At 74.4% G+C, this 26,598-nt stretch carries 27 protein-coding genes; 16 read left to right on the top strand and 11 right to left on the bottom strand.

The window, feature by feature from the left end:
• Positions 1-66 precede the first annotated feature (66 nt).
• Entirely contained in the window at positions 67-819 is a 753-nt protein-coding gene (locus tag ACIGW2_RS01360; RefSeq protein WP_399840493.1) for a GDSL-type esterase/lipase family protein, read from the top strand.
• Here ACIGW2_RS01360 and ACIGW2_RS01355 read toward each other — a convergent pair.
• Complete coding sequence (locus ACIGW2_RS01355) at positions 803-1,204, bottom strand: carboxymuconolactone decarboxylase family protein (protein WP_399840918.1); 402 nt, start codon at positions 1,202-1,204, stop codon at positions 803-805. The two genes, ACIGW2_RS01360 and ACIGW2_RS01355, sit on opposite strands and share 17 nt — an antisense overlap.
• A gap of 46 nt (positions 1,205-1,250) precedes the next feature.
• Here ACIGW2_RS01355 and ACIGW2_RS01350 point away from each other — a divergent pair, with 46 nt between their 5' ends.
• The gene (locus ACIGW2_RS01350) at positions 1,251-1,805 is read left to right on the top strand and encodes a MarR family winged helix-turn-helix transcriptional regulator (RefSeq protein WP_399840491.1); all 555 of its coding nucleotides are present in this window, start codon (positions 1,251-1,253) and stop codon (positions 1,803-1,805) included.
• Positions 1,806-1,869: 64 nt separating this feature from the next.
• On the opposite strand, the gene ACIGW2_RS01345 is transcribed toward ACIGW2_RS01350, so the two are convergent.
• Complete coding sequence (locus ACIGW2_RS01345; protein ID WP_356061075.1) at positions 1,870-2,862, bottom strand: aldo/keto reductase; 993 nt, start codon at positions 2,860-2,862, stop codon at positions 1,870-1,872.
• A 164-nt stretch (positions 2,863-3,026) separates the two neighbouring features.
• A complete protein-coding gene (thpR, locus tag ACIGW2_RS01340; protein WP_391653351.1) occupies positions 3,027-3,599 on the bottom strand; it encodes an RNA 2',3'-cyclic phosphodiesterase in 573 nt (190 codons plus the stop codon).
• Positions 3,600-3,631: 32 nt separating this feature from the next.
• On the opposite strand from thpR, the gene ACIGW2_RS01335 reads away from it, so the two are divergent.
• Entirely contained in the window at positions 3,632-4,150 is a 519-nt protein-coding gene (locus ACIGW2_RS01335) for a GNAT family N-acetyltransferase (RefSeq protein ID WP_399840488.1), read from the top strand.
• 136 nt (positions 4,151-4,286) lie between these two features.
• On the opposite strand, the gene ACIGW2_RS01330 is transcribed toward ACIGW2_RS01335, so the two are convergent.
• Positions 4,287-5,636 (bottom strand): MFS transporter, encoded by a 1,350-nt coding sequence (locus ACIGW2_RS01330; RefSeq protein WP_391653352.1) that lies wholly within the window; start codon positions 5,634-5,636, stop codon positions 4,287-4,289.
• Between the two features lie 28 nt (positions 5,637-5,664).
• Positions 5,665-6,108: a MarR family transcriptional regulator gene (locus tag ACIGW2_RS01325; RefSeq protein WP_356061067.1), complete on the bottom strand. Its 444-nt coding sequence runs from the start codon at positions 6,106-6,108 to the stop codon at positions 5,665-5,667.
• Positions 6,109-6,318: 210 nt separating this feature from the next.
• Between ACIGW2_RS01325 and ACIGW2_RS01320 the strand changes: the two genes are divergently transcribed.
• Complete coding sequence (locus tag ACIGW2_RS01320; RefSeq protein ID WP_391653353.1) at positions 6,319-6,570, top strand: hypothetical protein; 252 nt, start codon at positions 6,319-6,321, stop codon at positions 6,568-6,570.
• Here ACIGW2_RS01320 and ACIGW2_RS01315 read toward each other — a convergent pair.
• Positions 6,540-7,997: an NCS2 family permease gene (locus ACIGW2_RS01315; RefSeq protein ID WP_391653354.1), complete on the bottom strand. Its 1,458-nt coding sequence runs from the start codon at positions 7,995-7,997 to the stop codon at positions 6,540-6,542. The two genes, ACIGW2_RS01320 and ACIGW2_RS01315, sit on opposite strands and share 31 nt — an antisense overlap.
• Positions 7,998-8,147: 150 nt before the next feature.
• Here ACIGW2_RS01315 and ACIGW2_RS01310 point away from each other — a divergent pair, with 150 nt between their 5' ends.
• From ACIGW2_RS01310 to ACIGW2_RS01295, 4 genes are all read left to right on the top strand, one after another.
• Complete coding sequence (locus ACIGW2_RS01310) at positions 8,148-8,420, top strand: DUF2530 domain-containing protein (RefSeq protein ID WP_391653356.1); 273 nt, start codon at positions 8,148-8,150, stop codon at positions 8,418-8,420.
• Between the two features lie 138 nt (positions 8,421-8,558).
• Positions 8,559-10,997, top strand: a complete 2,439-nt coding sequence (locus tag ACIGW2_RS01305) for an HAD-IC family P-type ATPase (protein WP_399840485.1) — start codon at positions 8,559-8,561, stop codon at positions 10,995-10,997.
• 92 nt (positions 10,998-11,089) lie between these two features.
• Positions 11,090-11,398, top strand: a complete 309-nt coding sequence (locus ACIGW2_RS01300) for a hypothetical protein (protein ID WP_391652734.1) — start codon at positions 11,090-11,092, stop codon at positions 11,396-11,398.
• Positions 11,395-12,270 (top strand): hypothetical protein, encoded by an 876-nt coding sequence (locus tag ACIGW2_RS01295; protein WP_399840484.1) that lies wholly within the window; start codon positions 11,395-11,397, stop codon positions 12,268-12,270. Before ACIGW2_RS01300 ends, ACIGW2_RS01295 begins: the two co-directional genes overlap by 4 nt.
• Before the next feature lie 24 nt (positions 12,271-12,294).
• Here ACIGW2_RS01295 and ACIGW2_RS01290 read toward each other — a convergent pair whose 3' ends face one another.
• Both ACIGW2_RS01290 and ACIGW2_RS01285 read right to left on the bottom strand, forming a co-directional pair.
• A complete protein-coding gene (locus ACIGW2_RS01290) occupies positions 12,295-15,522 on the bottom strand; it encodes a sacsin N-terminal ATP-binding-like domain-containing protein (protein WP_391652737.1) in 3,228 nt (1,075 codons plus the stop codon).
• A gap of 119 nt (positions 15,523-15,641) precedes the next feature.
• A complete protein-coding gene (locus ACIGW2_RS01285) occupies positions 15,642-16,574 on the bottom strand; it encodes a DUF3027 domain-containing protein (RefSeq protein ID WP_361574633.1) in 933 nt (310 codons plus the stop codon).
• 356 nt (positions 16,575-16,930) lie between these two features.
• On the opposite strand from ACIGW2_RS01285, the gene ACIGW2_RS01280 reads away from it, so the two are divergent.
• The 4 genes from ACIGW2_RS01280 to ACIGW2_RS01265 all read left to right on the top strand — a co-directional run bounded on the left by ACIGW2_RS01280 (position 16,931) and on the right by ACIGW2_RS01265 (position 20,439).
• The gene (locus ACIGW2_RS01280) at positions 16,931-18,310 is read left to right on the top strand and encodes an MFS transporter (protein ID WP_399840482.1); all 1,380 of its coding nucleotides are present in this window, start codon (positions 16,931-16,933) and stop codon (positions 18,308-18,310) included.
• A gap of 91 nt (positions 18,311-18,401) precedes the next feature.
• Entirely contained in the window at positions 18,402-18,884 is a 483-nt protein-coding gene (locus tag ACIGW2_RS01275; RefSeq protein ID WP_356061048.1) for a DUF2771 domain-containing protein, read from the top strand.
• A complete protein-coding gene (locus ACIGW2_RS01270) occupies positions 18,881-19,597 on the top strand; it encodes a futalosine hydrolase (protein WP_391652946.1) in 717 nt (238 codons plus the stop codon). The genes ACIGW2_RS01275 and ACIGW2_RS01270 overlap by 4 nt, the downstream gene beginning before the upstream one ends.
• Positions 19,585-20,439: a 1,4-dihydroxy-6-naphthoate synthase gene (locus tag ACIGW2_RS01265; protein WP_361574627.1), complete on the top strand. Its 855-nt coding sequence runs from the start codon at positions 19,585-19,587 to the stop codon at positions 20,437-20,439. The genes ACIGW2_RS01270 and ACIGW2_RS01265 overlap by 13 nt, the downstream gene beginning before the upstream one ends.
• 14 nt (positions 20,440-20,453) lie before the next feature.
• Here ACIGW2_RS01265 and ACIGW2_RS01260 read toward each other — a convergent pair whose 3' ends face one another.
• Entirely contained in the window at positions 20,454-20,837 is a 384-nt protein-coding gene (locus ACIGW2_RS01260) for a cold-shock protein (RefSeq protein WP_126886708.1), read from the bottom strand.
• 185 nt (positions 20,838-21,022) lie between these two features.
• Between ACIGW2_RS01260 and ACIGW2_RS01255 the strand changes: the two genes are divergently transcribed.
• Positions 21,023-21,301: a hypothetical protein gene (locus ACIGW2_RS01255; protein WP_391652739.1), complete on the top strand. Its 279-nt coding sequence runs from the start codon at positions 21,023-21,025 to the stop codon at positions 21,299-21,301.
• Here ACIGW2_RS01255 and ACIGW2_RS01250 read toward each other — a convergent pair.
• On the bottom strand, positions 21,298-22,008 hold the full coding sequence (locus ACIGW2_RS01250) for an HAD family hydrolase (RefSeq protein WP_361574621.1): 711 nt from the start codon (positions 22,006-22,008) through the stop codon (positions 21,298-21,300). The two genes, ACIGW2_RS01255 and ACIGW2_RS01250, sit on opposite strands and share 4 nt — an antisense overlap.
• Before the next feature lie 79 nt (positions 22,009-22,087).
• Between ACIGW2_RS01250 and ACIGW2_RS01245 the strand changes: the two genes are divergently transcribed.
• From ACIGW2_RS01245 to ACIGW2_RS01235, 3 genes are all read left to right on the top strand, one after another.
• Positions 22,088-23,101 carry a FecCD family ABC transporter permease gene (locus ACIGW2_RS01245; RefSeq protein WP_391652741.1) on the top strand — a complete coding sequence of 338 codons (1,014 nt, stop codon included), beginning with the start codon at positions 22,088-22,090 and terminating at the stop codon, positions 23,099-23,101.
• A gap of 67 nt (positions 23,102-23,168) precedes the next feature.
• Entirely contained in the window at positions 23,169-24,284 is a 1,116-nt protein-coding gene (locus tag ACIGW2_RS01240) for a FecCD family ABC transporter permease (protein ID WP_391652742.1), read from the top strand.
• Positions 24,281-25,111, top strand: a complete 831-nt coding sequence (locus tag ACIGW2_RS01235) for an ABC transporter ATP-binding protein (RefSeq protein ID WP_391652743.1) — start codon at positions 24,281-24,283, stop codon at positions 25,109-25,111. Before ACIGW2_RS01240 ends, ACIGW2_RS01235 begins: the two co-directional genes overlap by 4 nt.
• 659 nt (positions 25,112-25,770) lie before the next feature.
• Here the strand turns inward: ACIGW2_RS01235 and ACIGW2_RS01230 are convergent.
• Positions 25,771-26,577, bottom strand: a complete 807-nt coding sequence (locus ACIGW2_RS01230; RefSeq protein WP_399840480.1) for a hypothetical protein — start codon at positions 26,575-26,577, stop codon at positions 25,771-25,773.
• Positions 26,578-26,598: the final 21 nt, after the last annotated feature.

Raw genomic sequence — 26,598 nt, 5'->3', positions numbered from 1 at the left:
GCTGGTGTCCGGGATCACGTCGCCGGGCGGCTGTCGCCCGCCGGGGCGTCGGTGATGATGTCGACCATGCGTTTTCTGTTCGTCGGCGACAGCATGACCATCGGACGCGCCGGCGACTTCACCTGGCGGTACCGGATGTGGCGGCACCTGGAATCGGTGCTGCCCGGGCCCGGCGCGTACGAGATCACCGGCCCGCGGACCGCGCTGTACGAGCCGGCCGACGACGCCGCGACCTCCGAGGCCTACGCCGACCCGGCCTTCCCGGCCGGCGCCCGCCGCCACCTGGCCGGCTGGGGCGAGGGCTGGCTGCACATGGCGCCGCTGATCGGGGAGACGGTGGCGCGGACCCGCGCCGACGTGCTGCTCGTCTCGCTGGGCCTGATCGACCTCGGCTTCTACACCAACAGCGAGCAGACGGCCGGGAACGTGCGCGCCTTCCTGGCCGCCGCGCGGGCCGCGAACCCGCACGTCCGGGTGGTCATGCTGCCGGTCATCCCGAACGTGCGGGCCGAGTACGACGCGCCCTTCGCCGCCGAGTGCGAGCGCTTCAACGAACTCCTCGCGAAGACGGTCGCCGACCTGGACTCGGCGGCCTCGCCGCTGCTCCTCGGGACGGTCCCGGAGTCGTACGACATCCACGCCGACACCTACGACGGCACCCACCCCGGCCCGAGCGGCGAGCACAAGCTGGCGGCGGCCTTCGCGGACGCGCTGCACCAGGCCTGGGGCGTGGGCGGACCGTACGCCGGCCAGGCCGGACAGGCCGGACAGGCCGGACAGGGCTCAGCCGACGGGATGGGCCTCAGGCGGCGCGGGTGAGGCGGTTGGCGAAGGTCGAGACGGTGTAGGTGCCGATGCCGAGGACGACCTCCAGGGCGTTCTGCCGGGTGTAGCCGTGGGCGAGGAAGGCGTCGAGGTCGGCGTCGGAGACCGCGCCCGAGGCGGCGAGCACCTGGAGCGTGAACCGGCGTACGGCGGCGAGCCGTTCGGGCGCGGGCGCCGGACCGAGGGCGGCGAGCTTGCCCTCGTGCATGTCGACGCACAGGTGGCACTGGTTGCGCTCGGCGACGGTGAGGACGACGGTCTCGCGGGAGTGCGGGTCCAGGGTGGTGGACTCGAAGATCTCGCTGAGCTTGAGGAAGCCGTCGAGGGTGTGCGGCGACTCCTTCAGGAGCGCGACGGCGCGGGCGGTACGGGCGGACATGTCGGCGGTCCCGGCTGTCTGCGGCAAGGTGACTCCCCCGGATAGGATGGACAACATGGTTGACCATGTCGACGAGGAAAACGTAAACCAGGTTGTCGATCCGGGCAAGGGGGTTCCCTCGAACGAGGACGCGACCCCCGGCTTCGAGCTGCCGCTGCTCCTCTTCGCCGGCTTCCGCACCCTGATCGAGCGCCTGCACGCCGAGCTGGCCCGGCAGGGGCACCCCGACATGCGCCCGGCGCACGGCTTCGCCCTCCAGGCGATCGCCGCCAGCCCCTACGGGGCGACCGCCAGCGACATCGGGCGGCGCCTCGGGGTCTCCAAGCAGGCGGCGGGCAAGACCGTCGACCGGCTGCTCGCCCTCGGCTACGCGGCCCGCGCCGACGACCCGGCCGACGCCCGCCGCAAGCTCGTCCGGCTCACCCCGCACGGCATCGACGCCCTCAGCCGCTCGGCCGCCGTCTTCGACGAGCTGCGCGCCGACTGGGCCGCGCGCCTCGGCCCCGACCGCGTCCGCGACCTGGAAGCCGCCCTGCGCGCGGTCGTCCCCGCCGAGACCACCTTCCGCCTCGACGCGACGAGCTGGCTCGGCGGGGCCTGACCCGGCCCTGAGGGGCCCTCAGGGCCGGGCGGGGGCAGAGGGGCCCTCCGTCAGGGCGACGCGCTCACCAGGCGAAGGCCTCCGGGGCCGGGCCCGGGCCCGGGAAGATCTCGTCGAGTGCGGTCAGGACCTCCTCGCTCAGCTCGACCTCCAGCGCCCGCAGGGCACCCGCGAGCTGCTCCGGGGTGCGCGGGCCGACGATCGGGCCCGTCACGCCCGGGCGGGTGAGCAGCCAGGCCAGCGCCGTCTCCGCCGGGTCCAGGCCGTGCTTGGCGAGCAGGTCCTCGTACGCCTGGACGCGGGCGCGCTCCACCGGGTCGGCGAGCCGCTCGGCGGTGCGCCCGCCGGCCCGGCGCCCGCCCCGTACCTCCTTGCCGAGCACGCCGCCGAGCAGACCGCCGGCCAGCGGGGACCACGGGATGACGCCCAGCCCGTACTCCTGGGCGGCCGGGATCACCTCCATCTCGGCGCGCCGCTCGTAGAGGTTGTAGTGGCACTGCTCGCTGACCAGGCCGACCATCCCGCGGCGGGCGGCGGCCTCGTTCGCCTGGGCGATCTTGTAGCCGGGGAAGTTGGAGGAGCCGGCGTAGAGGATCTTGCCCTGCTGGATCAGGGTGTCGACGGCCTGCCAGATCTCGTCGAAGGGGGTGCGCCGGTCGATGTGGTGGAACTGGTAGACGTCGATGTAGTCGGTGCCGAGGCGCTTCAGGCTGGCCTCGACGGCCCGCCGGATGTTCACGGCCGACAGCCGGTCGTGGTTGGGCCAGACCGGGCCGGAGCCCTCGGCCATGTTCCCGTACACCTTGGTGGCGAGCACCACCTTGTCGCGGTGCGCCGGGTCCTTGGCGAACCAGGAGCCGATGATCTCCTCGGTGCGGCCCTTGCCGGCCGTCTGGCCGTAGACGTTGGCGGTGTCGAAGAGGTTGAGGCCGGCGTCGAGCGCGGCGTCCATGATCGCGTGGCTGGTGGACTCGTCCGTCTGTGGTCCGAAGTTCATCGTCCCGAGGACGATCCGGCCGACCGTGAGTCCCGTGCGTCCGAGCTGCGTGTACTCCATGGCGTCCAAGCCAACTGCCTGGAGTCCACTCGAAGCAAGGGGTGACGGAGGTGCCGCCTGCGCTACTGGCCGCCCACCAACGAGGTCACCGCGATGATCGCGAACATCAGGACGAGCACACCGGCCATGATCCGGTTACGGGTCTTCGGGTCCACCCTTCGAGGTTAACCCGCGCCGCCGAGCGCCCATGCGGCGACCGTCTCGTAGCGGGGCTGCTCACCGGGCCGGCCGCCGGCGGGCAGATGGCTGCGGACCAGGGCCAGCTCGGCGACCTCCCAGCGGCTGCCCTCGAAGGGCGCGAGCGCGGCGACGAGCGGGCGCAGGTCGACGTCCTGCGCGCGGGAGCGGGCGACGGTGAGGTGCGGGTGGTAGGCGCGGTGCTCGTCCATCGGGACGCCGGCCCGGCGCGCGGCGGCCTCGGCGCGGTCGGCGAGCAGCCGCAGCTGGTCGAGGCCGCCCGCCGCGCCGGTCCACAGCACCGCGCGCCCGAAGTGCCCGCCGCCGTGCAGCCGCAGCGGGAAGGGCGCGGTGCGGTGGGCGGCGCGGGCGAGCCGGGCGTGGAGGTCGGGGAGCAGGGCGTCGTCGACCTCGCCCATGAAGGCGAGCGTGAAGTGCCAGCCGGGCCGCGAGGTCCAGCGCAGCCGGCCGGCGCCGGGCAGGTGGGCGAGCCGGTCGACCTCGCGGGCGAGCTCGGCGAGCTGGGCGGGCGGGGGCAGGACGGCGGCGAAGAGCCTCATGCCCCGAGTGTGACACCGCCTATCCTCGCGGGATGGATACCGGGAACATGATCGACATCAGGCGGGCCGGGCCGGCGGACGTGCCCGCGATGCTGGCGATATTCGACAGCGCGGTGGTCTGGCTCAACGAGCGGGGGATCACCGCACAGTGGGGCACGGAGCCGTTCAGCGCCCGGCCGAAGACGGTGGAGGCGATCGAGGAGCTGGTGGCCGAGGGCGAGCCGTGGCTCGCGGAGATCGACGGCGTGCCGGTCGGCACGCTCACCCTCACCCCGCAGCCGGGCGCCTACGTGCCGCCGGCGGCCGAGCCGGAGCGGTACGTGCGCTATCTGGCCACCGACGGGCGCCGCCACGGCCACGGCGTCGGCGCCGCCCTCCTCGCCCACGCCGCCGAGGAGACCCGCCGGGCGGGCGTCTCCCTCCTGCGCGTCGACTGCTACGCGGGCAGCGAGGGCCGCCTGGTCCGCTACTACGAACGCCAGGGCTTCACCCCCACGGACGCCTTCACGGTCGGCGACTGGCCGGGCCAGGTCCTGGAGCGCCGGGTCTGACGGAGGCTCCCCCGACGTCGTGCGCATCGGGACCGTCGTGCGCATCGGGGCGGGGTACGGGACGGGTCGGGTACGACACGGGGCGGGGGCCCGGAGGACCACCCGCCCCGTACGCGCACCCGCACGCGTCAGCCCGTCACGCCGCCGTCGCCAGGCTCTCCCGGCGCTCCTGCGGCACGAAGCGGAGGGTCGGGTGGCCGTGGTGCCAGCGCATCGCGAGGCGCAGGCCGCCGACGCGGGCCAGGATCAGGCCGATCGCGGCCGCCGCGGCGAGCGAGACCAGGCCGCCGGTGGCGAAGCCGACGCGCGGGCCGAAGGTGTCGGTGACCCAGCCGAGCAGCGGCGCGCCGATCGGGGTGCCGCCGGCGAAGACCATCATGTAGAGGCTCATCACCCGGCCCCGCATGACCGGGTCCGTCGCCATCTGGACGGCCGAGTTGGCGCTGATGTTGACCGTCAGGCCGATCATGCCGATCGGCACCAGGAGCAGCGCGAACAGCCAGAAGGACGGCGACAGGGCCGCCGCGACCTCCAGGACGCCGAACACGCCCGCCGCGATCACCAGCATCCGCAGCCGGGTCGAGCCGCGCCGGGCCGCGAGCAGGGCGCCCACGAGCGAGCCGGCCGCCATGAGGGTGTTGAGGAAGCCGTACGTACCGGCGCCGACGTGGAAGATCTCCTCGGAGAAGGCGGTCAGCCAGATCGGGAAGTTGAAGCCGAAGGTGCCGATGAAGCCGACGAGGACGATCGGCCAGATCAGGTCCGGCCGGCCCGCCACGTACCGCAGGCCCTCGCGCAGCTGGCCCTTGCCGCGCGGGGCGCGCTCCACCTTGTGGAGCTCGCTCGTGCGCATCAGCAGCAGGGCGGCGACCGGCGCGAGGAAGGACAGGCCGTTGAGGAGGAAGGCCCAGCCGCTGCCGATCGAGGCGATCATGACGCCGGCGACGGCGGGGCCGATCAGCCGCGCGGACTGGAAGTTCGCGGAGTTCAGCGAGACCGCGTTGCGCAGCTGCGCCGGTCCGACCAGCTCGGAGACGAAGGACTGCCGGGTCGGGTTGTCGACCACGGTGACCATGCCGAGCAGGAAGGCGATCAGATAGACGTGCCAGACCTGGACGTGTCCGCTCAGGGTCAGTACGGCGAGGGTCAGTCCGCACAGGCCGAGCGCGGCCTGGCTGACCAGGAGCAGGCGCCGCTTCGGGTAGCGGTCGGCGATGACGCCGCCGTACAGACCGAACAGCAGCATCGGCAGGAACTGCAGGGCCGTGGTGACGCCGACGGCGGCGGCGGAGCCGGTGAGGCTCAGGACCAGCCAGTCCTGGGTGATCCGGGCCATCCACGTACCGGTGTTGGAGACGATCGCTCCGGTGAAGAACAGCCGGTAGTTCCGGATCCTGAGCGAGGAGAAGGTCCCCTTGCCCGGGCGGGTGGTGTCGGTGGTGGGTTTGTGGACGGGTGCGGAGTCTGCTCCGGGTCCCGTACTCAAAGTGCGTCGCCTCCTCGGCGCCTCGGGTCTACAGGTGCGCGAGCTTCTCCAGGACCGGGGCGGCGGCGCGCAGCTTCGCCCATTCGTCCTCGTCCAGACCCTCGGCGAGGGAGGCCAGCCAGGCGTTCCGCTTGCGGCGGGACTCTTCGAGCATGGCCTCGGCCCGCTCGGTCTGGCTGACCACCTTCTGCCGGCGGTCGTCGGGATGCGGCTCCAGCCTGACCAGGCCCTTGGCTTCGAGCAGCGCCACGATGCGGGTCATCGACGGGGGCTGGACGTGCTCCTTGCGGGCCAGCTCACCGGGGGTGGCCGAGCCGCAGAGCGACAGGGTGCCGAGCACCGACATCTCGGTGGGGCTCAGCGATTCGTCGACGCGCTGGTGCTTGAGGCGTCGGCCGAGGCGCATGACGGCGCTGCGGAGTGCGTTCACGGCCGCGGCGTCGTCGGCGGTGCCGTGGGACAGGTCAGGCATGTCCTTAGCGTAACTCATTACTCTCGCTAAAGACCAATCGCCCCACGCGCGCCCCACCGGTCCCGGCCGGCCGCCCCGCGCCCCCCGATCCCCCGCGCGAACCGAAGGGGTCGGGATCGAAAACCATCCGTCGCAATCTGTCACCCAAACGAGTGAGATGGATCCGGAAAGTGACGCACGGGGCCCTTCCGTGGCGCGAACCTGACGGGCATGGATTCGACCGTGCTCAGCCTGCGCATCGACGGAGAGCTGCTCGAACGGCTCCGCGGACACGCCGCAAAAAGAGGAATGAGCGTCCAGGACTATGTCGTCCGGACGCTCATTCGTGAGGACTTCGACGAGCGGTTCAAGTCCGCCGTCGAGGAGACGGAGAAGTTCTACGGTCCGGGGGACGGATCGGCCGACCCGCCCGCCCCCGACCGCGCCCGCGATCAGGTCAGGCCCAGCGCCGGCATCGCGTAGTAGAAGACGAAGACCGCCGAGACCACGTACATCGCCACCGGGACCTCCCGGCCGCGGCCGGCCGCGAGCCGCAGCACGCTGAAGGCGATGAAGCCGATGCCGATGCCGTTGGTGATCGAGTAGGTGAACGGCATCATCACCATCGCCAGGAAGGCCGGCATCGCGATGGTGTGGTCGCTCCAGTCGATCTCCTTGATCGACCCGGCCAGGATCAGGAAGCCCACCGCCAGCAGGGCGGGGGTCGCCGCCTGCGAGGGCACCATCGTGGCGAGCGGCGTGAGGAACAGCGCGACGGAGAACAGCGCACCCGTCACCACCGAGGCGAGGCCCGTCCTGGCCCCCTCGCCGACACCGGCGGTGGACTCCACGAAGCAGGTGGTGGCCGAGGACGAGGTGGCACCGCCGGAGGCGACCGCGAGGCCGTCGACCAGCAGGACCTTGTTGATGCCCGGGAAGTTGCCCTTCTCGTCCATGAGTTTCGCCTCGTCGCCGACGCCGAGGATCGTGCCCATGGCGTCGAAGAAGCAGGACAGCAGCACCGTGAAGACGAAGAGCACGCCGGTCAGCACGCCGACCTTGTGGAAGCCGCCGAACAGGCTGAACTGACCGACCAGGCCGAAGTCGGGGGTCGCCACCGGGTTGCCGGGCCACTCCGGGGTGGTCAGGCCCCAGGACGGGATGTCGGCGACGGCGTTGACCACCATCGCGACCACCGTCATCACGACGATCGAGATGAGGATGGCGCCCGGCACCTTGCGCACGATCAGCGCGAGGGTGAGCAGGGTGCCCAGGATGAAGACGAGCACCGGCCAGCCGGTGAGGTGCCCGGTGCCGCCGAGCTGCAGCGGGACGGTGGTGTGGGCGGCGTCCGGGATGCGCGAGACGAAGCCGGAGTCGACCAGGCCGATCAGCATGATGAAGAGGCCGATGCCGATCGCGATGCCCTTGCGCAGGCCGACCGGGACGGCGTTCATCACGCGCTCGCGCAGACCGGTCGCGACGAGCAGCATCACGACGATGCCGGCGAGCACGACCATGCCCATGGCGTCCGGCCAGGACATCTTCGGCGCCAGCTGGAGCGCGACGACCGTGTTCACGCCGAGACCGGCGGCGAGCGCGATCGGCACGTTGCCGATGACGCCCATGAGGAGGGTCGAGAAGGCCGCGGTCACGACGGTCGCGGTCACGAGCTGGCCGCCGTCGAGCTGGTGCCCGTACATGTCCTTGGCGCTGCCGAGGATGATCGGGTTCAGCACGATGATGTAGGCCATCGCGAAGAAGGTGGCGAAACCACCGCGGACCTCGCGGCCCACGGTGGAGCCGCGCTCGGAGATCCGGAAGAAGCGGTCGAGCCCGGAGGCGGGCCGCTGCGGCGGCGCGGAGGGCTCGGGGGAAGACGTGGCCTCGGGGGCGGCCGTGGTGCTCATGGGTTGTCCTCGTATGGTCAATTTGGCGGTTCATACGAAGGGAACCGTCCAGAGGCAAACCGTTTCAGTATGAACACATGAACGAGGAGGAGTCCATCTCCGCGCGTAGACCCCACGGAGGGCCCAAGAGCGGCGGCCTAGACTGAGCCCATGGCGAAGTGGACACCGAAGCACGAGGCACCCGAGCCCCTGGAGGGGCCCGTCGTCGCCACCATCACGGGCGGCACGATCCTCTGGTTCGTCCTGTTCCTCGTCCAGCTCCCCTTCTACGGCTGGTTCGACGACCGCGACCTCACCTGGTGGGTGTGGACCTGCCTGGCCGGGGCCGGGCTCGGCCTGATCGGCATCTGGTACGTGCGCAAGCGCGACGCGGCGATCAAGCGGCACGCGGCGCGGCAGACGGCGGACGCCGAGCGGGGCTGACCCCCGGAGCACCAGCCCGAGGCCGATCCGTCCCCTAGGGAGCGCCGTAGCACCAGGGCAGGATTTCCGTCCTCCCCCGGTCTGATCCTGGGCCTTCTCGGCGGGTGGGCGGCCGCGTCCGGTCGTACCGTCGAAAACATGACGCAGCAGGCGAAGATCGACCCCTACGGCAGCGACGCCCGGGCGGAGGCCGGGGCGAAGGCCGGGGCGGAGGCCGAGGCCGCGCCCGTCGTCCACCGGCCACACGGGCTGACCGCCGCCGAGGTCGCCGAGCGGGTCGCGCGCGGGGAGGTCAACGACGTCCCCGTCCGCAGCTCCCGCTCCACCGCCGACATCGTCCGCGCCAACGTCTTCACCCGCTTCAACGCGATCATCGGCGTGCTGTGGGTGATCATGCTCTTCGTCGCGCCGATCCAGGACAGCCTCTTCGGCTTCGTGATCATCGCCAACACCGGCATCGGCATCATCCAGGAGCTGCGCGCCAAGAAGACCCTCGACGGACTCGCCGTCATCGGCGAGGCCAAGCCGACGGTCCGCCGGGACGGCGTCTCCGCCGGGATCTCCACCTCCGAGATCGTCCTCGGCGACCTCATCGAGCTCGGGCCCGGCGACAAGGTCGTCGTCGACGGCGAGGTGGCCGAGGCGGACAGCCTGGAGGTCGACGAGTCGCTGCTCACCGGCGAGGCCGATCCGGTCGTGAAGAAGCCCGGCGACCGGATGATGTCCGGCTCCTTCGTCGTCGCCGGCGGCGGCGCCTTCACCGCCACCAAGGTCGGCCGCGAGGCCTACGCCGCCCAGCTCGCCGAGGAGGCGTCCCGCTTCACCCTGGTCCACTCCGAGCTGCGCAGCGGCATCTCCACCATCCTCAAGTACGTGACGTGGATGATGGTCCCGACCGCGCTCGGGCTCGTCATCAGCCAGCTGGTCGTCAAGGACAACGACTTCAAGAACTCGATCGCCCGCACCGTCGGCGGCATCGTCCCGATGATCCCGGAGGGACTCGTCCTCCTCACCTCCGTCGCCTTCGCCATCGGCGTGATCCGGCTCGGCCGCAAACAGTGCCTGGTGCAGGAGCTGCCCGCGATCGAGGGCCTGGCCCGGGTCGACGTCGTCTGCCTCGACAAGACCGGCACCCTCACCGAGGGCGGCATGGACGTGACCGGGCTGCACCTGCTGAACGGTGCGGACGAGGCGTACGTACGGAAGGTGCTCGGCGCGCTCGGCGAGTCCGACCCGCGGCCCAACGCCTCCCTCCAGGCCATCGTGGACGCCTACCCGGACTCGGTGGACTGGCGGTGCACGGAGTCGCTGCCGTTCTCGTCGGCGCGGAAGTACAGCGGGGCGGCGTTCAGCGAGGGCGACGGCGAGAACTCCAGCTGGCTGCTCGGCGCGCCCGACGTGCTCCTGCCGGCCGGGGACCCCTCCCTCGCGGAGGCCGACCGGCTCAACGAGCAGGGACTGCGGGTGCTGCTGCTCGCCCGTACGGAGCGCGAGCTCGACGCGCCGGACGTGGCGAAGGACGCGCGGGCGACCGCGCTGGTCGTCCTGGAGCAGCGGCTGCGGCCGGACGCGGCCGACACGCTCGCGTACTTCGCCGAGCAGAACGTCGCCGCCAAGGTGATCTCCGGCGACAACGCGGTCTCCGTCGGCGCCGTCGCCGGCAAGCTCGGCCTGCCCGGCGCGGAGCGCACCGTGGACGCGCGCACGCTGCCCGCCGACCGCGACGCGATGGCGGAGGTCCTCGACGAGGGCGCCGTCTTCGGCCGGGTCACCCCGCAGCAGAAGCGGGACATGGTCGCGGCGCTCCAGTCGCGCGGGCACACGGTCGCGATGACGGGCGACGGCGTCAACGACGTCCTCGCGCTCAAGGACGCCGACATCGGCGTGTCCATGGGCTCCGGCTCGGAGGCGACCCGGGCGGTGGCGCAGATCGTGCTGCTCAACAACTCCTTCTCCACGCTGCCGTCGGTGGTCGCGGAGGGGCGGCGGGTGATCGGCAACATCACCCGGGTGGCGACCCTGTTCCTCACGAAGACGGTCTACTCGGTGCTGCTGGCGATCCTGGTGGTGGTCAGCCAGGTGGAGTACCCCTTCCTGCCCCGGCACCTGACCCTGCTGTCCACGCTCACCATCGGCGTCCCGGCCTTCTTCCTCGCGCTCGCGCCCAACAAGGAGCGGGCCAGGCCGCACTTCGTACGGCGGGTGATGCGGTACGCGATCCCGGCGGGCGTGATCGCGGCGGCGGCCACCTTCGCCACCTATCTGCTGGCCCGGCACCACTACACCGGCCCGGGCGCCCTCGAAGCGGAGACGAGCGCGGCGACGCTCACCCTCTTCCTGGTCTCCATGTGGGTCCTCGCGATCATCGCCCGCCCCTACACCTGGTGGCGGATCGCCCTGGTCGCGGCCATGGGCGGCGCCTTCCTGCTGGTCCTGATGGTGCCCTGGCTGCAGGACTTCTTCGCGCTGAAGCTGGTGGGCGTGACGCTGCCGTGGACGGCGGTGGCGATCGCGGCGGCGGGCGCGGCGGTGCTGGAGTTCGCGTGGCGGTGGGTGGGGCGGCGCTTCCCCGCGTGAAGGGGCGGGCGCCCGGCGCCTGCCCGCGTGGGGGGGGGGGGGGAGGAAGGTGCCGCTTCCCCGGGTGACGTACGGGAGTTAGCGTCTGGCGCATGTGCTTCTACGCGGAGAAGACCTACAAGCCGCACTACGTGTGCGTCTCCTGCCGGCTCTCCTTCAAGCGCTTCGTCCGCCTCGACCGGCCGGCGCCCTGCCCCGGCTGCGGCGGGCCGCTCGCCCGCGCGGGCCGCGACTTCGCCGCACCGCCGCGGCGCGACCGGGCCGCCTGGTCGGTGGTGGCCGCGGTGCTCGCCGCCGGCCTCACGTATGACGGGCACTCCCCCTGCGGCTGCGACCGCACCCCGTCGCCGCGGCCGCGCACGCGCGCGGCACTGCGCCGGATGAGGCAGGAGGCCCGGTGAACACGGGCGGTTCGGACGGCGCCGCCTTCGCCCGGCGGGCCTGGCAGGCCCTGGAGCCGGTGCACGCGGTGACGTACTTCGCCCCCGAGTGCCTGGCGGCGCACCGCGAGGTCGGGCTGCGGGGCTTCTGGATGGGCTACTTCGGCGCGCGGGCCGCGCCGCTGGGGCCGGTGCCGGCGGCGGTGGTGGAGGCCGCCTTCTACAACTTCCACCCGGCGATGGTGCGGCGGGCCGTGCCGGACGCCTGGAGCTTCGCCGCGCCGGAGGCGGTGCTGCGCGCCCGGGCCGCGGGCGCGGCGGCGGCGCTGCGGCGCACGGCGCCGTCGGCGACCGGGGCGGCGGCCGAGCTGCTGCCGCTGCTTACCCGCGTGGTGGCGGCCGCGGACGCCGCCGGCCGCCCGCTCTTCGCCGCCAACCGCGACGTGCCCGCGCCCGAGGACCCGGTGGCCGCGCTGTGGCAGGCCGCGACCGCGCTGCGCGAACACCGCGGCGACGGCCACGTGGCGGTCCTCGCGGCGGAGGGCCTGGACGGCTGCGAGGCCCATGTCCTCTTCGCGGCGGCGGAGGGCGTGCCGCCGGAGACCCTCCGCGCCAACCGCGGCTGGTCCGAGGACGACTGGCGCTCCGCCACCACCCGCCTCACCACCCGCGGCCTCCTCACCCCGGACGCCCGCCCGACCCCGACGGCCCGCACCCTGCGCACCCACGTCGAGTCCCGCACGGACACCCTGGCGGCCCGCCCGTACACGACGGCCCTCACCCCCACGGAGGCCGCCCGCATGCTGACCCTGCTGACCCCCGTGACCGCCGACATCCTCGCCTCGGGCACGCTGCCCTTCCCGAACCCGATGGGGCTGCCGGCGCGGGAGTAACAGGGCCTGTTTCCGGGTGCGGCGTCAGTCGAACCAGCGGTCCCGGGCCAGCTCCGCCGTGCGGGACGGGTCCTCCAGGAGGGCCGCGACCTCGAAGCGGCGGGGCCACTGGCCGGCCGCCCAGGCCAGGCCGGCGGCGACGCCCTCCAGGGTGGCGGCGTGGACGACGCCGTCCGGGGTGCGGCGCCAGTCGAGTTCGGTGCCGGCGGCGCGGAGCTCCTCGTGCTCGACGTAGCTGGCCGGGGTGCGCGGGCCCAGCAGGGCGTGCACCGAGCGCGGGACCTCGTGCTCCTCGCCGGTCGTCGTGACCTCGGCCTCGACGGCCTCGCTCAGCCGGCGCACCTGGAACAGCTCGGCGAGTTCCGCCGCCCGCGCCGGGGCGACCGGGAGCAGCGGCAGGCCGGCGGTGAGCGGGAGCAGGTCGGGGGCGTCGGCGACCAGCGCGTCGGCCGCGTCGACCACGACGAGTTCGCCGTCGACGACCGCCCGCAGCTCGTCCGGCAGCGTCACCTGCTCGGGGTCGAGGTCGGCCAGGGCCGTGTAGAGGGCGTGCAGTTGGGCGCCGGTGACCTCGCGGGACGGGTCGGCGAGCCGGCCGAGCAGTTCGGCGGCGCCGCCCGGCTCGTCGAGCAGCGCGGCCACCGAGGTGCGCACCCCGAGGGCCCGCAGCACCTGCTCGTCCTCGAAGCCGGTCGCGTCGGCCGCGTCGTACAGCCCGGCGAGGAGCGGGTCGGTGCCGGCGGCCCGCAGGCCGGCCGGGCGGCGCCCGTCGAGCACGGGGTGGTCGCGCAGCCACCAGGCCGTGTACGAGCGGACGGTCTCCGTCGTGCCGTCCGGCAGCAGCACCCGTACGGGCTGGGTGAGCGCGTCCCGCAGCGGCGGCCGCGCGAGGAGCGCGAGCGCCCGCGGCCAGGCGTCGTCGTCGACCAGGTCCAGGTCCCGTACGGCCACGATCTCGGTGGCCACCGGCGGCACCGGCGTCTCGGGCAGCCGGTCGAGGACGTCCTCGCACCACACGTCGACCGCGTCGAGCAGCCCGGCGTCGTCCGGCTCCGCGAAGTCGCCCTCGCGCGGCTCCAGTTCGTCCGGGTCGAGGACCAGGTCGGTGGTCCGCACCAGCTGGAAGCCGGCCAGCACCCCGCACGCGGCGAGCGGCTGCTCGCCCCAGCGCTCGGCCAGCTCGGCGTCCACGAAGGCGAGTTCGCCCTCGCGCATGACGGACGCGAAGTCCGAGCCGGGCAGGACGAGTTCGCCGGCCGGGGCCAGCTCCCCGTCCTCGTCGGGCAGCGCGAGCGCGCCGAGCCACGGCTCGTCGCCGGGCGCCAGGTCCGCGTCCCGTACGAGGGAGAGCACCGTCTCGGCGAGCTCGTCCGCGTCCGGGGTGTCGGCGTCCTCGTCCCAGATCTCGCCCGCGTCGAGCGAGGCGGCGACCGCCGCCCGCACCTGCGGGGTGGTGAGCACCGCGCGCGGGGTCGCCGGCACGGCGCCGAGCTTCTCCAGGACCGGGTGGGCGGCGTCCGGGTGGGCGACCTTCAGGCCGAGCCGGACCAGGTCGACGGGGGTGTGCTCCTGCGGCAGGAGGACCTGGCGGGGGCCGATGGTGGTGCGGACGCGGGCCGGCTGCGGGGGCTCGTCCCCGTCGGCGGCGACCGGCGGGGGCTCGTGCGCCGGGCCCATCAGCGGCACCGGCAGGCCGGTCAGCCGGTCCGGGTCGACGCCGGCCAGCGAGTCGTACAGCCGCCACCACCACTCCGGCGCCCGGTCGACGCCCGCGAGCCGGTCGATCGCCTCCGTGAGCGGCAGCCGGCCCACCCCGAGCGTGCGCAGCTCGGTCCGGCGCTCCAGGCCCGCCGGCAGCAGGGTCGGGAACACCTCGGCCAGCACGGCGACGGTCTCGGCGCCCGCGCCCTCCACGACCTCCGCCTCGATCGGCCGCAGCGCGGGCAGCTCCTCCGAGGCGACGGCCGGCGCGAGGAACGCGACCCGGGGCAGGCGCTCCAGGACGGCGGCGCGCAGCGCCCCGTCGAGCGCACCCTTGCCGAGCGGGCCCGGGACGAGGTCGAGCGTGCCGGTGGCCACCGGCTGCCAGTCGGCGAGCAGCTCCGCGTACGCCTCGCCCGCCTTGTGCACGAGGAAGTCGGTGAGCGGTCCGGGCGCCGGGTGCCGGCGGGCGGTGTCGAGCGGGAAGGAGGCGATGAGCAGCGCCGGGATGCCGAGCGGCTCGTCGGTGGGGGTCGGCGCGTGCACGACCGGCGCGGTGCGCGGGGGCTGCGGCGCGCCGTCCGCGTCGACCGGTACGGCCCAGGTGACCGCCCAGTGCGGGCGCAGCCGCTCCTCGGTGGGGCGGTCCTTGAGGAGCGCCGGGTCGAGCGGCCCGGCGTGGCTGACGGTGCGCCAGCGGCGGGTGACGGTCGGGGAGTCGGCGGCGGCCGCGGCGGTGTCGGTCTCCGTGATGTGGGTGTAGCCGTCGTGGTCGGCGCGGGTGAGGGTGCGGGTGCCGTCGGCGGTCTCGACGACGACCTCGGTGAGGCCGGGCAGCGTGAGCAGCAGGGCGTCGTCGACGGCGTCGAGCAGCCGCTGGGCCAGGACCTCGGCGGCGCCGTCCCGCAGCGGCAGGACGACGACCGTGTCGTACGGGTCGGGGGCGGTGCCCTCGGCGGGCAGCGGGAGGCGCAGGAGCGGTACGTGGCCGTCGCGGCGGCGCAGCTCGTCGCCGAGGCCCGGGCTGTGCCGGGCCACGTCGGCGGCCAGCTCGCGGGCCTCGGCGAGGGACCAGCGGACGCCGCCGTGGCGGCCGAGGACGGCGGGTTCGTCGGTGACGGCGAGGACGGCGGCGAAGCCGACGCCGAAGCGGCCGACGGCGCCGGTGCCGGCGGCGGTGTCGGGCTCGGAGCGCTTGGCGGAGGCGCGCAGGGTGGACAGCGACTCGACGCCGGTGGCGTCGAGCGGGGCGCCGGTGTTGGCGGCGGCGAGGACGGCCGGGCCGTCGGCGCCGGCCGGGTGCAGGGTGAGCCGGAGCCGGCCGGGGACGCCGGCGCGGCGGGCGGCGTCGGAGGCGTTCTGGGCCAGTTCGACGACGAGGCGGTCGCGGTAGCCGCCGAGGACCAGGTCCTCCTCGGCGTTGGCGTCCTCCCGGAAGCGGGCCCCGCCGGCCGCCCACGCGTCGAGCACGCTCCTGCGGAGCCGTGCGGTACCGAAGGGATCGGTTCCGTCGGTCGACGTCCTGACGCTGACGCTCACGTCTGACTCCACTCTGCGGGACGGTTCGTTCTCGGGGTACCGACCGGTTCCGAATCCCGGCCGGTGCCCGAAGGTACCGCGTGGAGCGATGTGCGCGCGGCGGGGCGCCCGCGCGCGAGGGCGCGGGGCCGTTACGAGTGGCCCAGGTCCTCCGAGGACTCGTCCGCCTCCGTCGTGGAGCCCGAGTCGCGGGCCGGGCGGAGCGGGAACTCGTCGGCGGCCATCGAGTCGAGGACCGGCGGGGCCGGGCGCGGGGGCTTCGGCATGACGGCGGCCTCGGAGTGGCCGCCGCAGCCGTACGCGAGGGAGACGACCCGGCCGTCGGCCGGGGAGAACTCGTTGGCGCAGACGCCGAACGCCTGCTTCAGGGAGCCGGCCATCGGCACCAGGAAGGCGCAGGTGACGCAGGACGCGGGGGCCGCCTGGGCCATCGGGGTCTTGGCGCCGAAGGCCTCGTCCCAGCGGTCGGCGGCCACGTGCAGGCCGTAGCGGGACAGCACCCGGGCGCGGCGCATGCCGAGCTCCTCGGCGACGGCCGCGATCGCGCCCCGCGAGGTGGTGCGCGAGGTCAGCTCGGCGTCCTCCTCGTCGAGGTGCTCCGTCATCTCCTCGGAGACGGCCGAGTTCGGCGGCGGCGCGTCCTCGCCGGAGTAGCCGGGCTCCAGGCGCAGGTCGTCCTGCTCGGTGGGGAGCAGGTCGCCGGGGCCCATGTCGCCGGGCCGCAGCCGCTCGCTCCACGGCACCCATTCGGGCGCGAGGAGGGCGTCGGGGCCGGGCAGCAGGACGGTTTCGTCAAGCGTGACGTTCTTGGCGCGGGAGGCGCGGGTCACGGTGACGGCCCACCGCCAGCCGCGGTAGCCGGGCTCCTTCGCCTCGAAGAAGTGCGTGACGACCCGGTCGCCCTCGGCGACGACGCCCACGTGCTCGCCGACCACGCCCGGCGCGGCGGCCTCGTCGGCGGCCTCCCTGGCGAGGTCTACCGCCTCGGCGCACAGACGGTCAGGGGTACGCGCGGCTCGCCCGGCACGGCTTCGCGTCGTCGCGGCACTCGTCGCAGCACTCACAGGTCTCGCTTCTCTCCTACGCCGTCTCACGGGTGCGCCGGCCGAGGGGCGGGAGCGGACGGGAGCAGCTACGGGGCCGCGGGCGGAGCGGACCAGAGGGCCGCATCGACGTCCACGCCCGACATGTCTCTCGTGCTTCTCGCGTGTCTCGGGCACACCTATCGTCATCCATTCTGCGGGATGCCGAAGAGGCGCGCGGCCGAGGACATCCGCCGGTGGCGCGCTACGCACGCTACCCCGTTCGCAGCGCTCAGCCCACCTGCGCGCCCCAAGTGGCCCGCATCGCGGACCGCGCGCCGGGGCCGCCGGGCCCTGTCAACGGTTCGTACGACCGGCGCGTGGGGCACTATGACGGAGTGGCAGCCGCACGGTCTTCCGCACGATCCCACGATCATGCCGGGCCGCTCAGCCGAGCGGGCCGGGCGGTGGGCCGCGCCCTGCACCTGCCCTTCACGGGCACCGCGAAGGGCATCAGGAAGGCGACGCACGCCCACGGGGCCGGCGAGTCGGGGCTCGGCAAGCTGATCGAGCTGCACGCCGTGAACGGCGCGGGCGACGTCATGATCACCGTCGCGCTCGCCTCCACGGTCTTCTTCTCGGTGCCGACCGACGAGGCCCGCGGCCGGGTCGCGCTCTACCTGGCCATCACGATGGCCCCCTTCACCCTGCTCGCCCCGGTGATCGGCCCGCTCCTGGACCGGATCCCGCACGGCCGGCGGGCGGCGATGGCGGGCGCGATGGTGACCCGGGCGGTGCTCGCCGTCCTGATGTCCGGCGCGGTCGCGACCGGCGGGCTCCAGCTCTATCCGGCGGCGCTGGGCGTCCTGGTGGCCTCGAAGGCGTACGGGGTGGTGCGCAGCGCCGTCGTGCCCCGGCTGCTGCCGCCGAACTTCTCCCTCGTGAAGGCCAACTCGCGGGTCACCCTCGCGGGCCTGCTCGCCACCGGCATCGCCGCGCCGATCGGCGCCGGGCTGCAGACGGTGGGGCCGGGCTGGCCGCTGTACGGGGCGTGCGCGCTGTTCCTGCTCGGTACGTACTGGGCGCTGCGGATGCCGCACAAGGTGGACTCGGCGAAGGGCGAGCGGCGGGCCCACCTGCTCACCCACGGCGAGAAGAAGCCCAGCCTGCGCACGGTCGGCCCGGCGGTCCTGCACGGGCTCCAGGCGAACGCGTCGCAGCGCATGCTGTCGGGTTTCCTGATCTTCTTCCTGGCCTTCCTGCTGCGGGTGCACCCGCTGCCGGGGCAGAGCGCGGCGGTGTCGCTCGGCATGGTGGCGGTGGCGGCGGGCATCGGGAACGCGTGCGGGACGGCGGTCGGCTCGCTGCTGCGGGACCGGGGCCACGGGCCCGAGGTGATCATCGCCACGATGCTGTCCTGCGTCCTCGGGACGGCGGTGCTCGCCGCCGTCTTCTTCGGCGGCCCGATGGTCGCGGTGCTCGGCGCGGTCGCGGGCCTGACCCAGGCCCTGTCGAAGCTGTCCCTGGACGCGCTGATCCAGCGCGACGTCCCGGAGTCGGTGCGCACCTCGGCCTTCGCCCGCTCGGAGACGGCGCTGCAGATGGCCTGGGTGGTGGGCGGCGCGATCGGCATCTCGCTGCCGCTGAACGGCACGGTCGGCATGGCGGTGGCCGCGGGCATCCTCGGCCTCGGCTGGCTGCTGGCCGTGCGGGGCCTGCTGGCGGCGGCCCGCCGGCCCGGGCGCAGGAGCGGGGCCGACAAGGAGAAGGTGGCGTGACGGGGCCCCCGGGGGCCCCGAGGGTGGCCTCGCGCGCGGCACGCCGTACCCCCTAGTGGCGGGGACGCGGGGGCCCGATAGCCTTCGGCTCATGACCGTTGCGTTCCTGACCCGTAAGCGCCGCCGGGCCGCCGTGGCCCTCGGGGCCGTCTCCGCGGGGCTCCTCGTCCTCTCCGCCTGTGACAAGCCGACCCCGGTTGCGACCGTGACGGTCGGGTCCTCGTCGGTGAACTCCGAGGCCGCCTGCTACAACGACGGCGACCCCATCGCGGAGAAGCAGATCGCCTCCTGCCTGAACAAGAAGTCCGAGCACACCATCTCCGTCGACCCGACGGACAAGGTGCGCTTCGGCGTCGACCCGGAGATCGCCGACCACGGCTGGACGATCTTCCTGGGCGGCCAGGCGGCCGAGCCGGAGCCGTACACGAAGACGTACCGGACCATCCCGGCCAGCGCCTTCTTCTCCACCCAGACGGGCGAGGCGACCAGCCAGACGCAGGTCACGATCGTCGAGAACACCGGCAAGTCGGTGACCGGCATCTGGCACTTCGAGCTGAAGAAGAAGGACTCCTGATCCACCGGATCCTCGTCGTGACGGCCGTGGCGGCGGAGGCGGACTCCGTCGCCGCCGGCCTCGCGACACCCACCGCCGGACCGGGGCACGTGGACGTCCTGGTGGGCGGTGTCGGGCCCGCGGCCGTCGCCGCGGCCACCGCCGCCGCGCTGGGCCGGGCCGAGGCCGCGGGCCGCCCGTACGGCCTCGTCGTCTCCGCCGGGATCGCCGGCGGTTTCCTCCCGCACGCCCCGATCGGCACCGTCGTCGTGTCCGACGCCCTCGTCGCCGCCGACCTCGGCGCGCAGAGCCCCGGCACGCCCGGCGGCTACCTCTCCGTCGAGGAGCTCGGCTTCGGCCGCTCCGCGCACCCCGTGCCCGCCTCCCTCACCGGACGGATCGCGGGCGCCCTGCCGGGCGCCGTCGTCGGCCCGGTGCTCACCGTCTCGACCGCGACCGGCACCGCCGCGCGCGCCGCCGAGCTGGCGGCCCGTCACCCGGGCGCCGTCGCCGAGGCGATGGAGGGCTTCGGAGTGGCCGAGGCGGCCGCCGCGTTCGGCCTGCCGGCGGTCGAGGTGCGGGCCGTGTCCAACGCCGTCGGCCCGCGCGACCGCGCCGCCTGGCGCATCGGCGAAGCCCTGGCCGCGCTGCGCGAGGCCTTCGGGCGGCTCGGCAGCACCGTCTTCGTGACCGCCCTCGTGGAGCCGGAGGAGTTCCCCTCGTGCCCAAGCTGAAGATCGCCTACTCGCCCTGCCCGAACGACACCTTCGTCTTCGACGCCTGGGCGCACGGCCGGGTCCCCGGTGCCCCGCGCCTCGACGTGACCTTCGCCGACATCGACCTGACCAACGGCTGGGCGGAGGCCGGCGACGCCCCGTACGACGTCCTGAAGGTCTCGTACGCGGTGTTGCCGTGGATCCTCGACGAGTACGCCCTGCTGCCCTGCGGCGGCGCCCTGGGGCGCGGCTGCGGGCCGCTGGTGCTGACCCGGGAGGCGGGCGACCCGGCGGACCTCGCGGGGAAGACGGTCGCCGTGCCGAGCGAGCGTTCGACGGCCTATCTGCTGTTCCGGCTGTGGGCCGCGGACAGCGTGCCCGGCGGGGTCGGCGAGGTGGTCGTGCTGCCCTTCCACGAGATCATGCCCGCGGTGCGGGACGGCAAGGTGGACGCCGGGCTCGTCATCCACGAGGCCCGCTTCACCTACCGGAACTACGGGCTGCACGCGCTCGCCGACATGGGCGAGCACTGGGAGCGGACCACCGGGCTTCCGATCCCGCTGGGCGCGATCGTCGCCAGGCGCTCGCTGGGCGAGGACATGCTGCGGCGGCTGGCCGAGTCGGCCCGCGCCTCGGTGCGGATGGCCTGGGACGACCCGTCCGCCTCCCGCCCGTACGTCCTCGAACACGCGCAGGAGATGGACCCGAAGGTGGCCGACCAGCACATCGGCCTCTACGTCAACGAGTTCACCGCGGACCTCGGCGAGCACGGCTACGCGGCGGTCCGCGGCCTGCTCACCCGCGCCGCGGCCGAGGGACTCGTGCCGCCCCTCGGCCCGGACGCGCTGCGCTTCCCCTAGGCGCGCGGGGGGACCTACACGTCGAGCTGGTCGGCGACCGCCCGGAGCAGGCCGGCGATCTTCTTGCCGTGCGCCTTGTCGGGGTAGCGGCCGCGCTCCAGCATCGGCGTGATGTTCTCCAGGAGCGTGGTGAGGTCCTGCACGATGGACGCCAGTTCGTCGGGCTTACGGCGCTGCGCCGCGGCGACGGACGGGGTCGGGTCGAGGACCGTGACGGAGAGCGCCTGGTCGCCGCGCTGTCCGGCGACCACGCCGAACTCCACGCGCTGACCCGGCTTCAGGGCGTCGACTCCGGCGGGCAGCACCGACGAGTGCACGAAGACGTCGCCGCCGTCGTCGCGGGAGAGAAAGCCGAAGCCCTTCTCGCTGTTGAACCATTTGACCTTGCCGGTAGGCACGTCCGTTCCTCGTCCTCGTACTCGATGGGTGCGCCGGGGTCCCGGCCCTGTGGAAAACTCTGAGAAGAATTCTGGAAAGAATTACAGCGGGTCACCGACCCGCCGGCACCCAGGCTAATGGGATGTGGCCCGGTGACAAGACGTCTCCGGTCCGTTCCCCCCGGCCTGGGAACTACCCTGGCCGAATGCGTAGTGAAACCCCCACGGACCCGGCGCACGACAGCGCGCCCGGCGACGGCCTGGTCCGGGCCGGTGCGATCCTCTTCCTCGTCGGCGCGGTCGCGACCCTGGTCACGGTGGCCCCGCTGTTCCTGGGCACCGATCCGTTCCCGACCGTCGCCTATCTGGTGTCGATGCTGATGGGCGTCGGATTCCTCGTCGCCGGCGCCGGAGTGCTGCGCTCGATCGCCGCCGGCCGGCGCCGCGCGCGGGCCGTGCAGGCGGCGACCGGACAGTCCCGCTAGGCGGCCCCGCCGCCCCGCAGACCCCGCAGGTACCCCTCCCACCAGGGGCGGAAGTCCGTCAGGTCGGCGAGGACCACGTCCGCGCCGGCGGCGCGCAGCTCCTCCGGGGCGCACGGGCCGGTGGCCACGGCGACCGAGAGCGCGCCGGCGGTGCGCGCCCCGCGCACGTCGCCCACGTGGTCGCCGACGTACACGGTCGCGCCGTGCGCGCGCAGCGCCTCCGCCTTGCCCTCGGCCCACAGGTCGCCGACGACGGCGTCCGGCTCCATGCCGAGGTGGGCGAGGTGCAGCTTGGCGTGCGGCTCGTTCTTGGCGGTGACCACGAGGGTCCGGCCGCCCGCCTCGGATACGGCTTGAATCGCATCCCGCGCGCCGGGCATCGGGACGGTCGGCTCGATGGCGTGCACCCCGTAGAACGCGCGGTACCGCTTCACCATCTCCGGGACGCGCTCCTCGGGGAACCAGTGGGCGAGCTCGTGCGCCAGCGGCGGGCCGAGCCGGGAGACGACCAGGTCGGCGTCGATCGGGACGCCGACGTCGGCGGAGAAGGCCTGGAAGGCGGCCTTGATGCCCGGGCGGGTGTCGAGCAGGGTCAGATCGAGGTCGAAGCCGACCGTGGGGGCGGTGGCGCCGTTCGGGGCCAGAGGGGCCGTGGCGTCCGCGGAGGTCGGGGCGGCGTCCGTGGGTGCCTCACCGGAGATGTCCATGCCGGCCATTGTGCCCGTATGTTCGAATCACCCCGGCCCGCCGTCTTGACTTAGCGAAGCCTTGGCTAACCTCGTGCCCATGTCCGCCCCACGTTCCCGACGCGCCGGCCGGCGCGTCGTCGCGATCACGGCGGCCGTCGTCGCCCTGCTCGTCGCCGTCCTGCTCAGCCTGGCGGTCGGCGCCCGTGCCGTCCCGCCCGCCACCGTGATCGACGCGCTCCTGCACGGCGCCACGGGCGACGACGCCGAGGTGGTGCGGCAGCTGCGGCTGCCGCGCACGCTGATCGGCCTGATGGTCGGCGCGGCCCTCGCACTGGCCGGCACCGCCCTGCAGGGCATCACCCGCAATCCGATCGCCGACCCCGGCATCCTCGGCATCAGCCAGGGCGCCTCGGTCGGCGTGGTCCTCGCCATCGCCCTCGCCGGGGTGCACACCCTCACCGGGTACGTGTGGTTCGCCTTCGCCGGCGCCGCGCTCGCGTCCGTCGCGGTCTACGCGATCGCCTCGCGCGGCCGGGGCGGGGCGACGCCGGTGAAGCTGGCGCTCGGCGGCGCGGCCGTCAACGCGCTGCTGCTCTCGGTGACCACCGGCGTCCTGACCACACGGGCCTCCGCGCTCGACGAGTTCCGGTTCTGGCAGATCGGCTCGCTGGACGGCCGGGACGCCGAGGTGGTGGCCCGGATCTGGCCCTTCCTGCTGCTCGGGGCGGTGCTCGTGGTGGCCGTGGCACGCGGTCTGGACGCGCTCGCGCTCGGCGAGGACGTCGCCAAGGGCCTCGGCCAGCGCGTGGCGACCGTGCGGATCGTCGGCGGCGTCGGCGCGACCGTGCTGACCGGCGCCGGCGTCGCGGCCGCCGGACCGATCGCCTTCGTGGGCCTGGCCGTGCCGCACATCGCGCGCGCCGTGGTCGGCACCGACCACCGCTGGCTGCTGCCGATGGCGGCGCTGATCGGCCCGGTGATGCTGCTCGTGTCGGACGTGATCGGACGGATCCTGTTCCCGCCGGGCGAGGTCCCGGCGGGCGTGATGACCGCGCTGATCGGCGTGCCGTTCCTGGTGACGCTGGTGCGCCGGAAGGCGGTGCCGGCATGAGCGCGGGTACGGACACGCGTACGGGTTCGGACCTGGTGACGCTGGTGCGCCGGAAGGCGGTGCCGGCATGAGCGCGGGTACGGACACGCGTACGGGTTCGGGCGCGGGCGCGGGCGGGCCCCGGGTGCCGGTCCTGGGCGCGGGCCGGGTCCGGCCGCACGGCTACGGGCTCGCGCGCGCCGGCCGCGCCTCCTTCCTGGTGCACCGGCGCTCCGCCGTCGTCGCCGTCGTCCTGCTGGTGCTGCTCGCCGCGGTCGCGGTGGTGTCGCTGTGCGTGGGCGAGCGGTTCATCGGCCCCGGCGAGGTGCTGCGGGTGCTCCTCGGCCCCGAGGAGTCGCTGATCGTCGAGGAGCTGCGGCTGCCGCGCCTGGAGACCGGCCTGATGGTCGGCGCGGCCTTCGGCGTCGCCGGCGCCCTGATCCAGACCGTCGCCCGCAACCCGCTGGCCAGCCCCGACGTCATCGGCATCAGCCAGGGCGCCGGGGCGGTCACCGTGGCCGCGATGACCTTCGGGCTCGCCTCGTACGAGCTGGTTCCGTACGTGTCGATCGCGGGCGGGCTGCTCGCCGCCGGGCTCGTCTACGTGTTCGCGTGGCGCGGCGGGCTGCACGCGACCCGCTTCGTGCTGATCGGCATCGGCTTCGCCATCGCGCTGCGCTCGCTGACCCACCTCTTCATGACGAAGGGCGACTACCTGGTCGCCCAGCAGGCGCAGATCTGGATGACCGGCTCGCTCAACGGGCGCGGCTGGGACGAGGCGGCGCCGCTGCGCTGGACGCTGCTCGTGATGCTGCCCGCGGTGCTGTGGGCGGCGCGGGCGCAGCGCACGGTGTCGCTGGACGACGACACGGCGACGGCCCTCGGCGTGCGCCTGGGGCGGGTGCGGCTGGGGCTGGTGACGGTGGGCGTGGTGCTGGCCTCGGTCGCCACGGGCGTGGCCGGGCCGGTCGACTTCGTGGCGCTGCTCGCGCCGCAGATCGCGCGCCGGGTGACCCGCACGGCGCAGATCCCGCTGCTGTGCTCGGCCCTGCTCGGCGCGCTGATCGTGGTCGCCGCCGACGTGCTCGGCCGGCGGCTCTTCGCGCCCACCGAACTCCCGGTGGGCGTCCTGACGGCGGCGGTGGGCGCCCCGTATCTGATCTGGCTGATCGTGCGCGCCGCGCGCACCGGAGGTGGGCGTTGAGCAGGCTGAGGACCCGCGGGCTGACCCTCGCGTACGAGGAGCGGACCGTCGTCCACGAGCTGGACCTGGCGATCCCCGACGGCCGGGTCACCGTGATCGTCGGCCCGAACGCGTGCGGCAAGTCGACCACGCTGCGCGCGCTCGGCCGGCTGCTCAGGCCGCAGGGCGGGGCCGTCCTGCTCGACGGCGAGGAGCTGGCGAAGCTGCCGACCAAGCACGTCGCCCGGAAGATCGGCCTGCTCCCGCAGACCCCGGTCGCGCCCGAGGCGATCACGGTCGGCGACCTGGTGGCGCGCGGCCGGCAGCCGCACCAGGCGTGGTGGAAGCAGTGGTCGGAGGAGGACGAGCGGGCGGTCGTGGACGCGATGGCGCGCACGGACGTGACGGCCCTCGCCGAGCGTTCCGTGGACGAGCTGTCGGGCGGGCAGCGCCAGCGCGTGTGGATCGCGATGGCGCTCGCCCAGGAGACCGACCTGCTGCTGCTCGACGAGCCCACCACGTACCTGGACATCGCCCACCAGGTCGAGGTCCTGGACCTGGTCCGCCGCCTCAACCGGGCCCGCGGCCGCACGGTCGTCCTCGTCCTGCACGACCTCAACCAGGCCGCCCGTTACGCCGACCACCTCGTCGCGATGAAGTCCGGCCGGGTCGTCGCCGAGGGCGCCCCCGCCGACGTCGTCACGGCCGACCTCGTCCACGACGTCTTCGGCCTCGAAGCGGTGGTCGTCCCCGACCCGGTGACCGGCTCCCCGCTGGTGGTCCCGGGCGCGCCGTGGGGTGACGACGATGACGACGTGACGGAGGAGGGCGCAGGGGTACGGGGGTAGGGCGTCTCCTTCGGACCAGGCCGGGTGAGGCCGGAACAGGCCGGGTCTGGGGGGGCCGCCTCCCGTGCCCGAAGGGCTACGGGCGAGAGCGGCACCCCGCGCACGGGGCCGGGGCTGGGGCTGGGGCCCCGGGCCCGCCAGGGCTGAGGGCTGGGGCCCCTGGGCCCGCCAAGGGCCCAGGTCGGAACCTCGCCCGGCCCGCGAAGCCCCAGGGGCGGGGCCTCCCCGCGCCCGCCATGGCCCGGGAGAAGGATCGCAAGCGGAGGTGGGCCACCTCCCGGCCGCCGGGCCGAGGGGGCAGAGACGAGCGGTGGGGGCTCAGCCGGGGCGCCCCCACCCCAGGGCCTCTCCGGGCCCTCGCCCACGGCCCGGGGGCAGGACCTCCGCCGGCCCGCAGGACCAGGGTCGGGCCTCCCAGGCCCGCCAGGACCCAGGGCTGGGGCCCCTGGGCCCGCCAAGGGCCCAGGTCGGAACCTCGCCCGGCCCGCGAAGCCCCAGGGGCGGGGCCTCCCCGCGCCCGCCATGGCCCGGGAGAAGGATCGCAAGCGGAGGTGGGCCACCTCCCGGCCGCCAGGCCGAGGGGGCAGACGCGACGCGGCGGGGGCTGCGCCCGGGGGCAAACCCACCCAGGGCCTCCGGGGCGGCGGGCCGCGGCGGGTTCAGGGTTTGCGCGACCGCCAGAGGAGGTAGAGGGCCGAGACGATCGCGGCGGTGCGGAGGGCCCAGGGCCAGGTGGCGGAGAGGGCGGCGCCCATGGCCGCCTCGCCCGGGGGTATCGGGGTGCCCCAGCGGCCCTCGACGCGGCCCCAGAGCCAGAGCGCGCCGGCGGCGAAGGTGGCGCCCGGCAGGGCGAGGGCGGCCATCCGGCGCTCGCGGGAGAGGTAGGCGAGCAACCAGCCGGCGGCGACGGGCAGGACGGAGCCGACGGCGGCGCCGCCGAGCAGGAGGACGGCGGCGGCCAGGAGCAGCGGGCTGCCGAGGCGCGGAAGGCGCCGGCCCCGCTTCCCGTCCTCCGCCCCGTCCTCGGCCCCGTCCTCCGGGGCCCCGGCCTCCTCCGGCTCCGCCTCGTCCTCCTCCGGCGGGGGCTTCAGGAGCTCCGGGATCTCCACGCCGCCCAGGAAGCCGGGGACCCGGCCGGTGGGGTCGGCCGCGTCCGGGGCGTCGCCCTGCCACCAGTCCGCCGCCCGCGGTGCCGGGACGGAGTCCTCGACGGGCGCCTCGGAAGCGACGGGCACCTCGGGCGCGCCGGCGCCGGGGGTCAGCCGGTCCACCACCTCGTCGGGCGTACCGAGGTCGCCGAGGATGCCCGGGACCGCCTCGCCCTTCACGGCGCGCCGGCGCTCGATCTCGTCGCGCAGGCCCGAGACCAGCTCGCGGCGCTCGGCCGCCGGGACCCGCCGCTGCTGCGCCAGATCCCCGATTCGGCTCAGATAGTCGAAGACCAACCGGTCGTTCTCGATCCCCACGGCACGACGGTAGCGCCTGGA

Origin of the sequence: Streptomyces sp. NPDC053541 (assembly GCF_044544705.1) — a bacterium.
Lineage (GTDB): Bacteria > Actinomycetota > Actinomycetes > Streptomycetales > Streptomycetaceae > Streptomyces.
This window is presented reverse-complemented; position numbering and strand designations above follow the sequence as displayed.

Bases quoted from the DNA above. Each gene is read 5' to 3' on its own strand.
- ACIGW2_RS01360 (WP_399840493.1), top strand. From the start codon at position 67: ATGCGTTTTCTGTTCGTCGGCGACAGCATGACCATCGGACGCGCCGGC.
- ACIGW2_RS01355 (WP_399840918.1), bottom strand. From the start codon at position 1,204: ATGTCCGCCCGTACCGCCCGCGCCGTCGCGCTCCTGAAGGAGTCGCCG.
- ACIGW2_RS01350 (WP_399840491.1), top strand. From the start codon at position 1,251: ATGGACAACATGGTTGACCATGTCGACGAGGAAAACGTAAACCAGGTT.
- ACIGW2_RS01345 (WP_356061075.1), bottom strand. From the start codon at position 2,862: ATGGAGTACACGCAGCTCGGACGCACGGGACTCACGGTCGGCCGGATC.
- thpR (WP_391653351.1), bottom strand. From the start codon at position 3,599: ATGAGGCTCTTCGCCGCCGTCCTGCCCCCGCCCGCCCAGCTCGCCGAG.
- ACIGW2_RS01335 (WP_399840488.1), top strand. From the start codon at position 3,632: ATGGATACCGGGAACATGATCGACATCAGGCGGGCCGGGCCGGCGGAC.
- ACIGW2_RS01325 (WP_356061067.1), bottom strand. From the start codon at position 6,108: ATGCCTGACCTGTCCCACGGCACCGCCGACGACGCCGCGGCCGTGAAC.
- ACIGW2_RS01320 (WP_391653353.1), top strand. From the start codon at position 6,319: ATGGATTCGACCGTGCTCAGCCTGCGCATCGACGGAGAGCTGCTCGAA.
- ACIGW2_RS01315 (WP_391653354.1), bottom strand. From the start codon at position 7,997: ATGAGCACCACGGCCGCCCCCGAGGCCACGTCTTCCCCCGAGCCCTCC.
- ACIGW2_RS01310 (WP_391653356.1), top strand. From the start codon at position 8,148: ATGGCGAAGTGGACACCGAAGCACGAGGCACCCGAGCCCCTGGAGGGG.
- ACIGW2_RS01305 (WP_399840485.1), top strand. From the start codon at position 8,559: ATGACGCAGCAGGCGAAGATCGACCCCTACGGCAGCGACGCCCGGGCG.
- ACIGW2_RS01300 (WP_391652734.1), top strand. From the start codon at position 11,090: ATGTGCTTCTACGCGGAGAAGACCTACAAGCCGCACTACGTGTGCGTC.
- ACIGW2_RS01275 (WP_356061048.1), top strand. From the start codon at position 18,402: ATGACCGTTGCGTTCCTGACCCGTAAGCGCCGCCGGGCCGCCGTGGCC.
- ACIGW2_RS01255 (WP_391652739.1), top strand. From the start codon at position 21,023: ATGCGTAGTGAAACCCCCACGGACCCGGCGCACGACAGCGCGCCCGGC.
- ACIGW2_RS01250 (WP_361574621.1), bottom strand. From the start codon at position 22,008: ATGGACATCTCCGGTGAGGCACCCACGGACGCCGCCCCGACCTCCGCG.
- ACIGW2_RS01245 (WP_391652741.1), top strand. From the start codon at position 22,088: ATGTCCGCCCCACGTTCCCGACGCGCCGGCCGGCGCGTCGTCGCGATC.
- ACIGW2_RS01240 (WP_391652742.1), top strand. From the start codon at position 23,169: ATGAGCGCGGGTACGGACACGCGTACGGGTTCGGGCGCGGGCGCGGGC.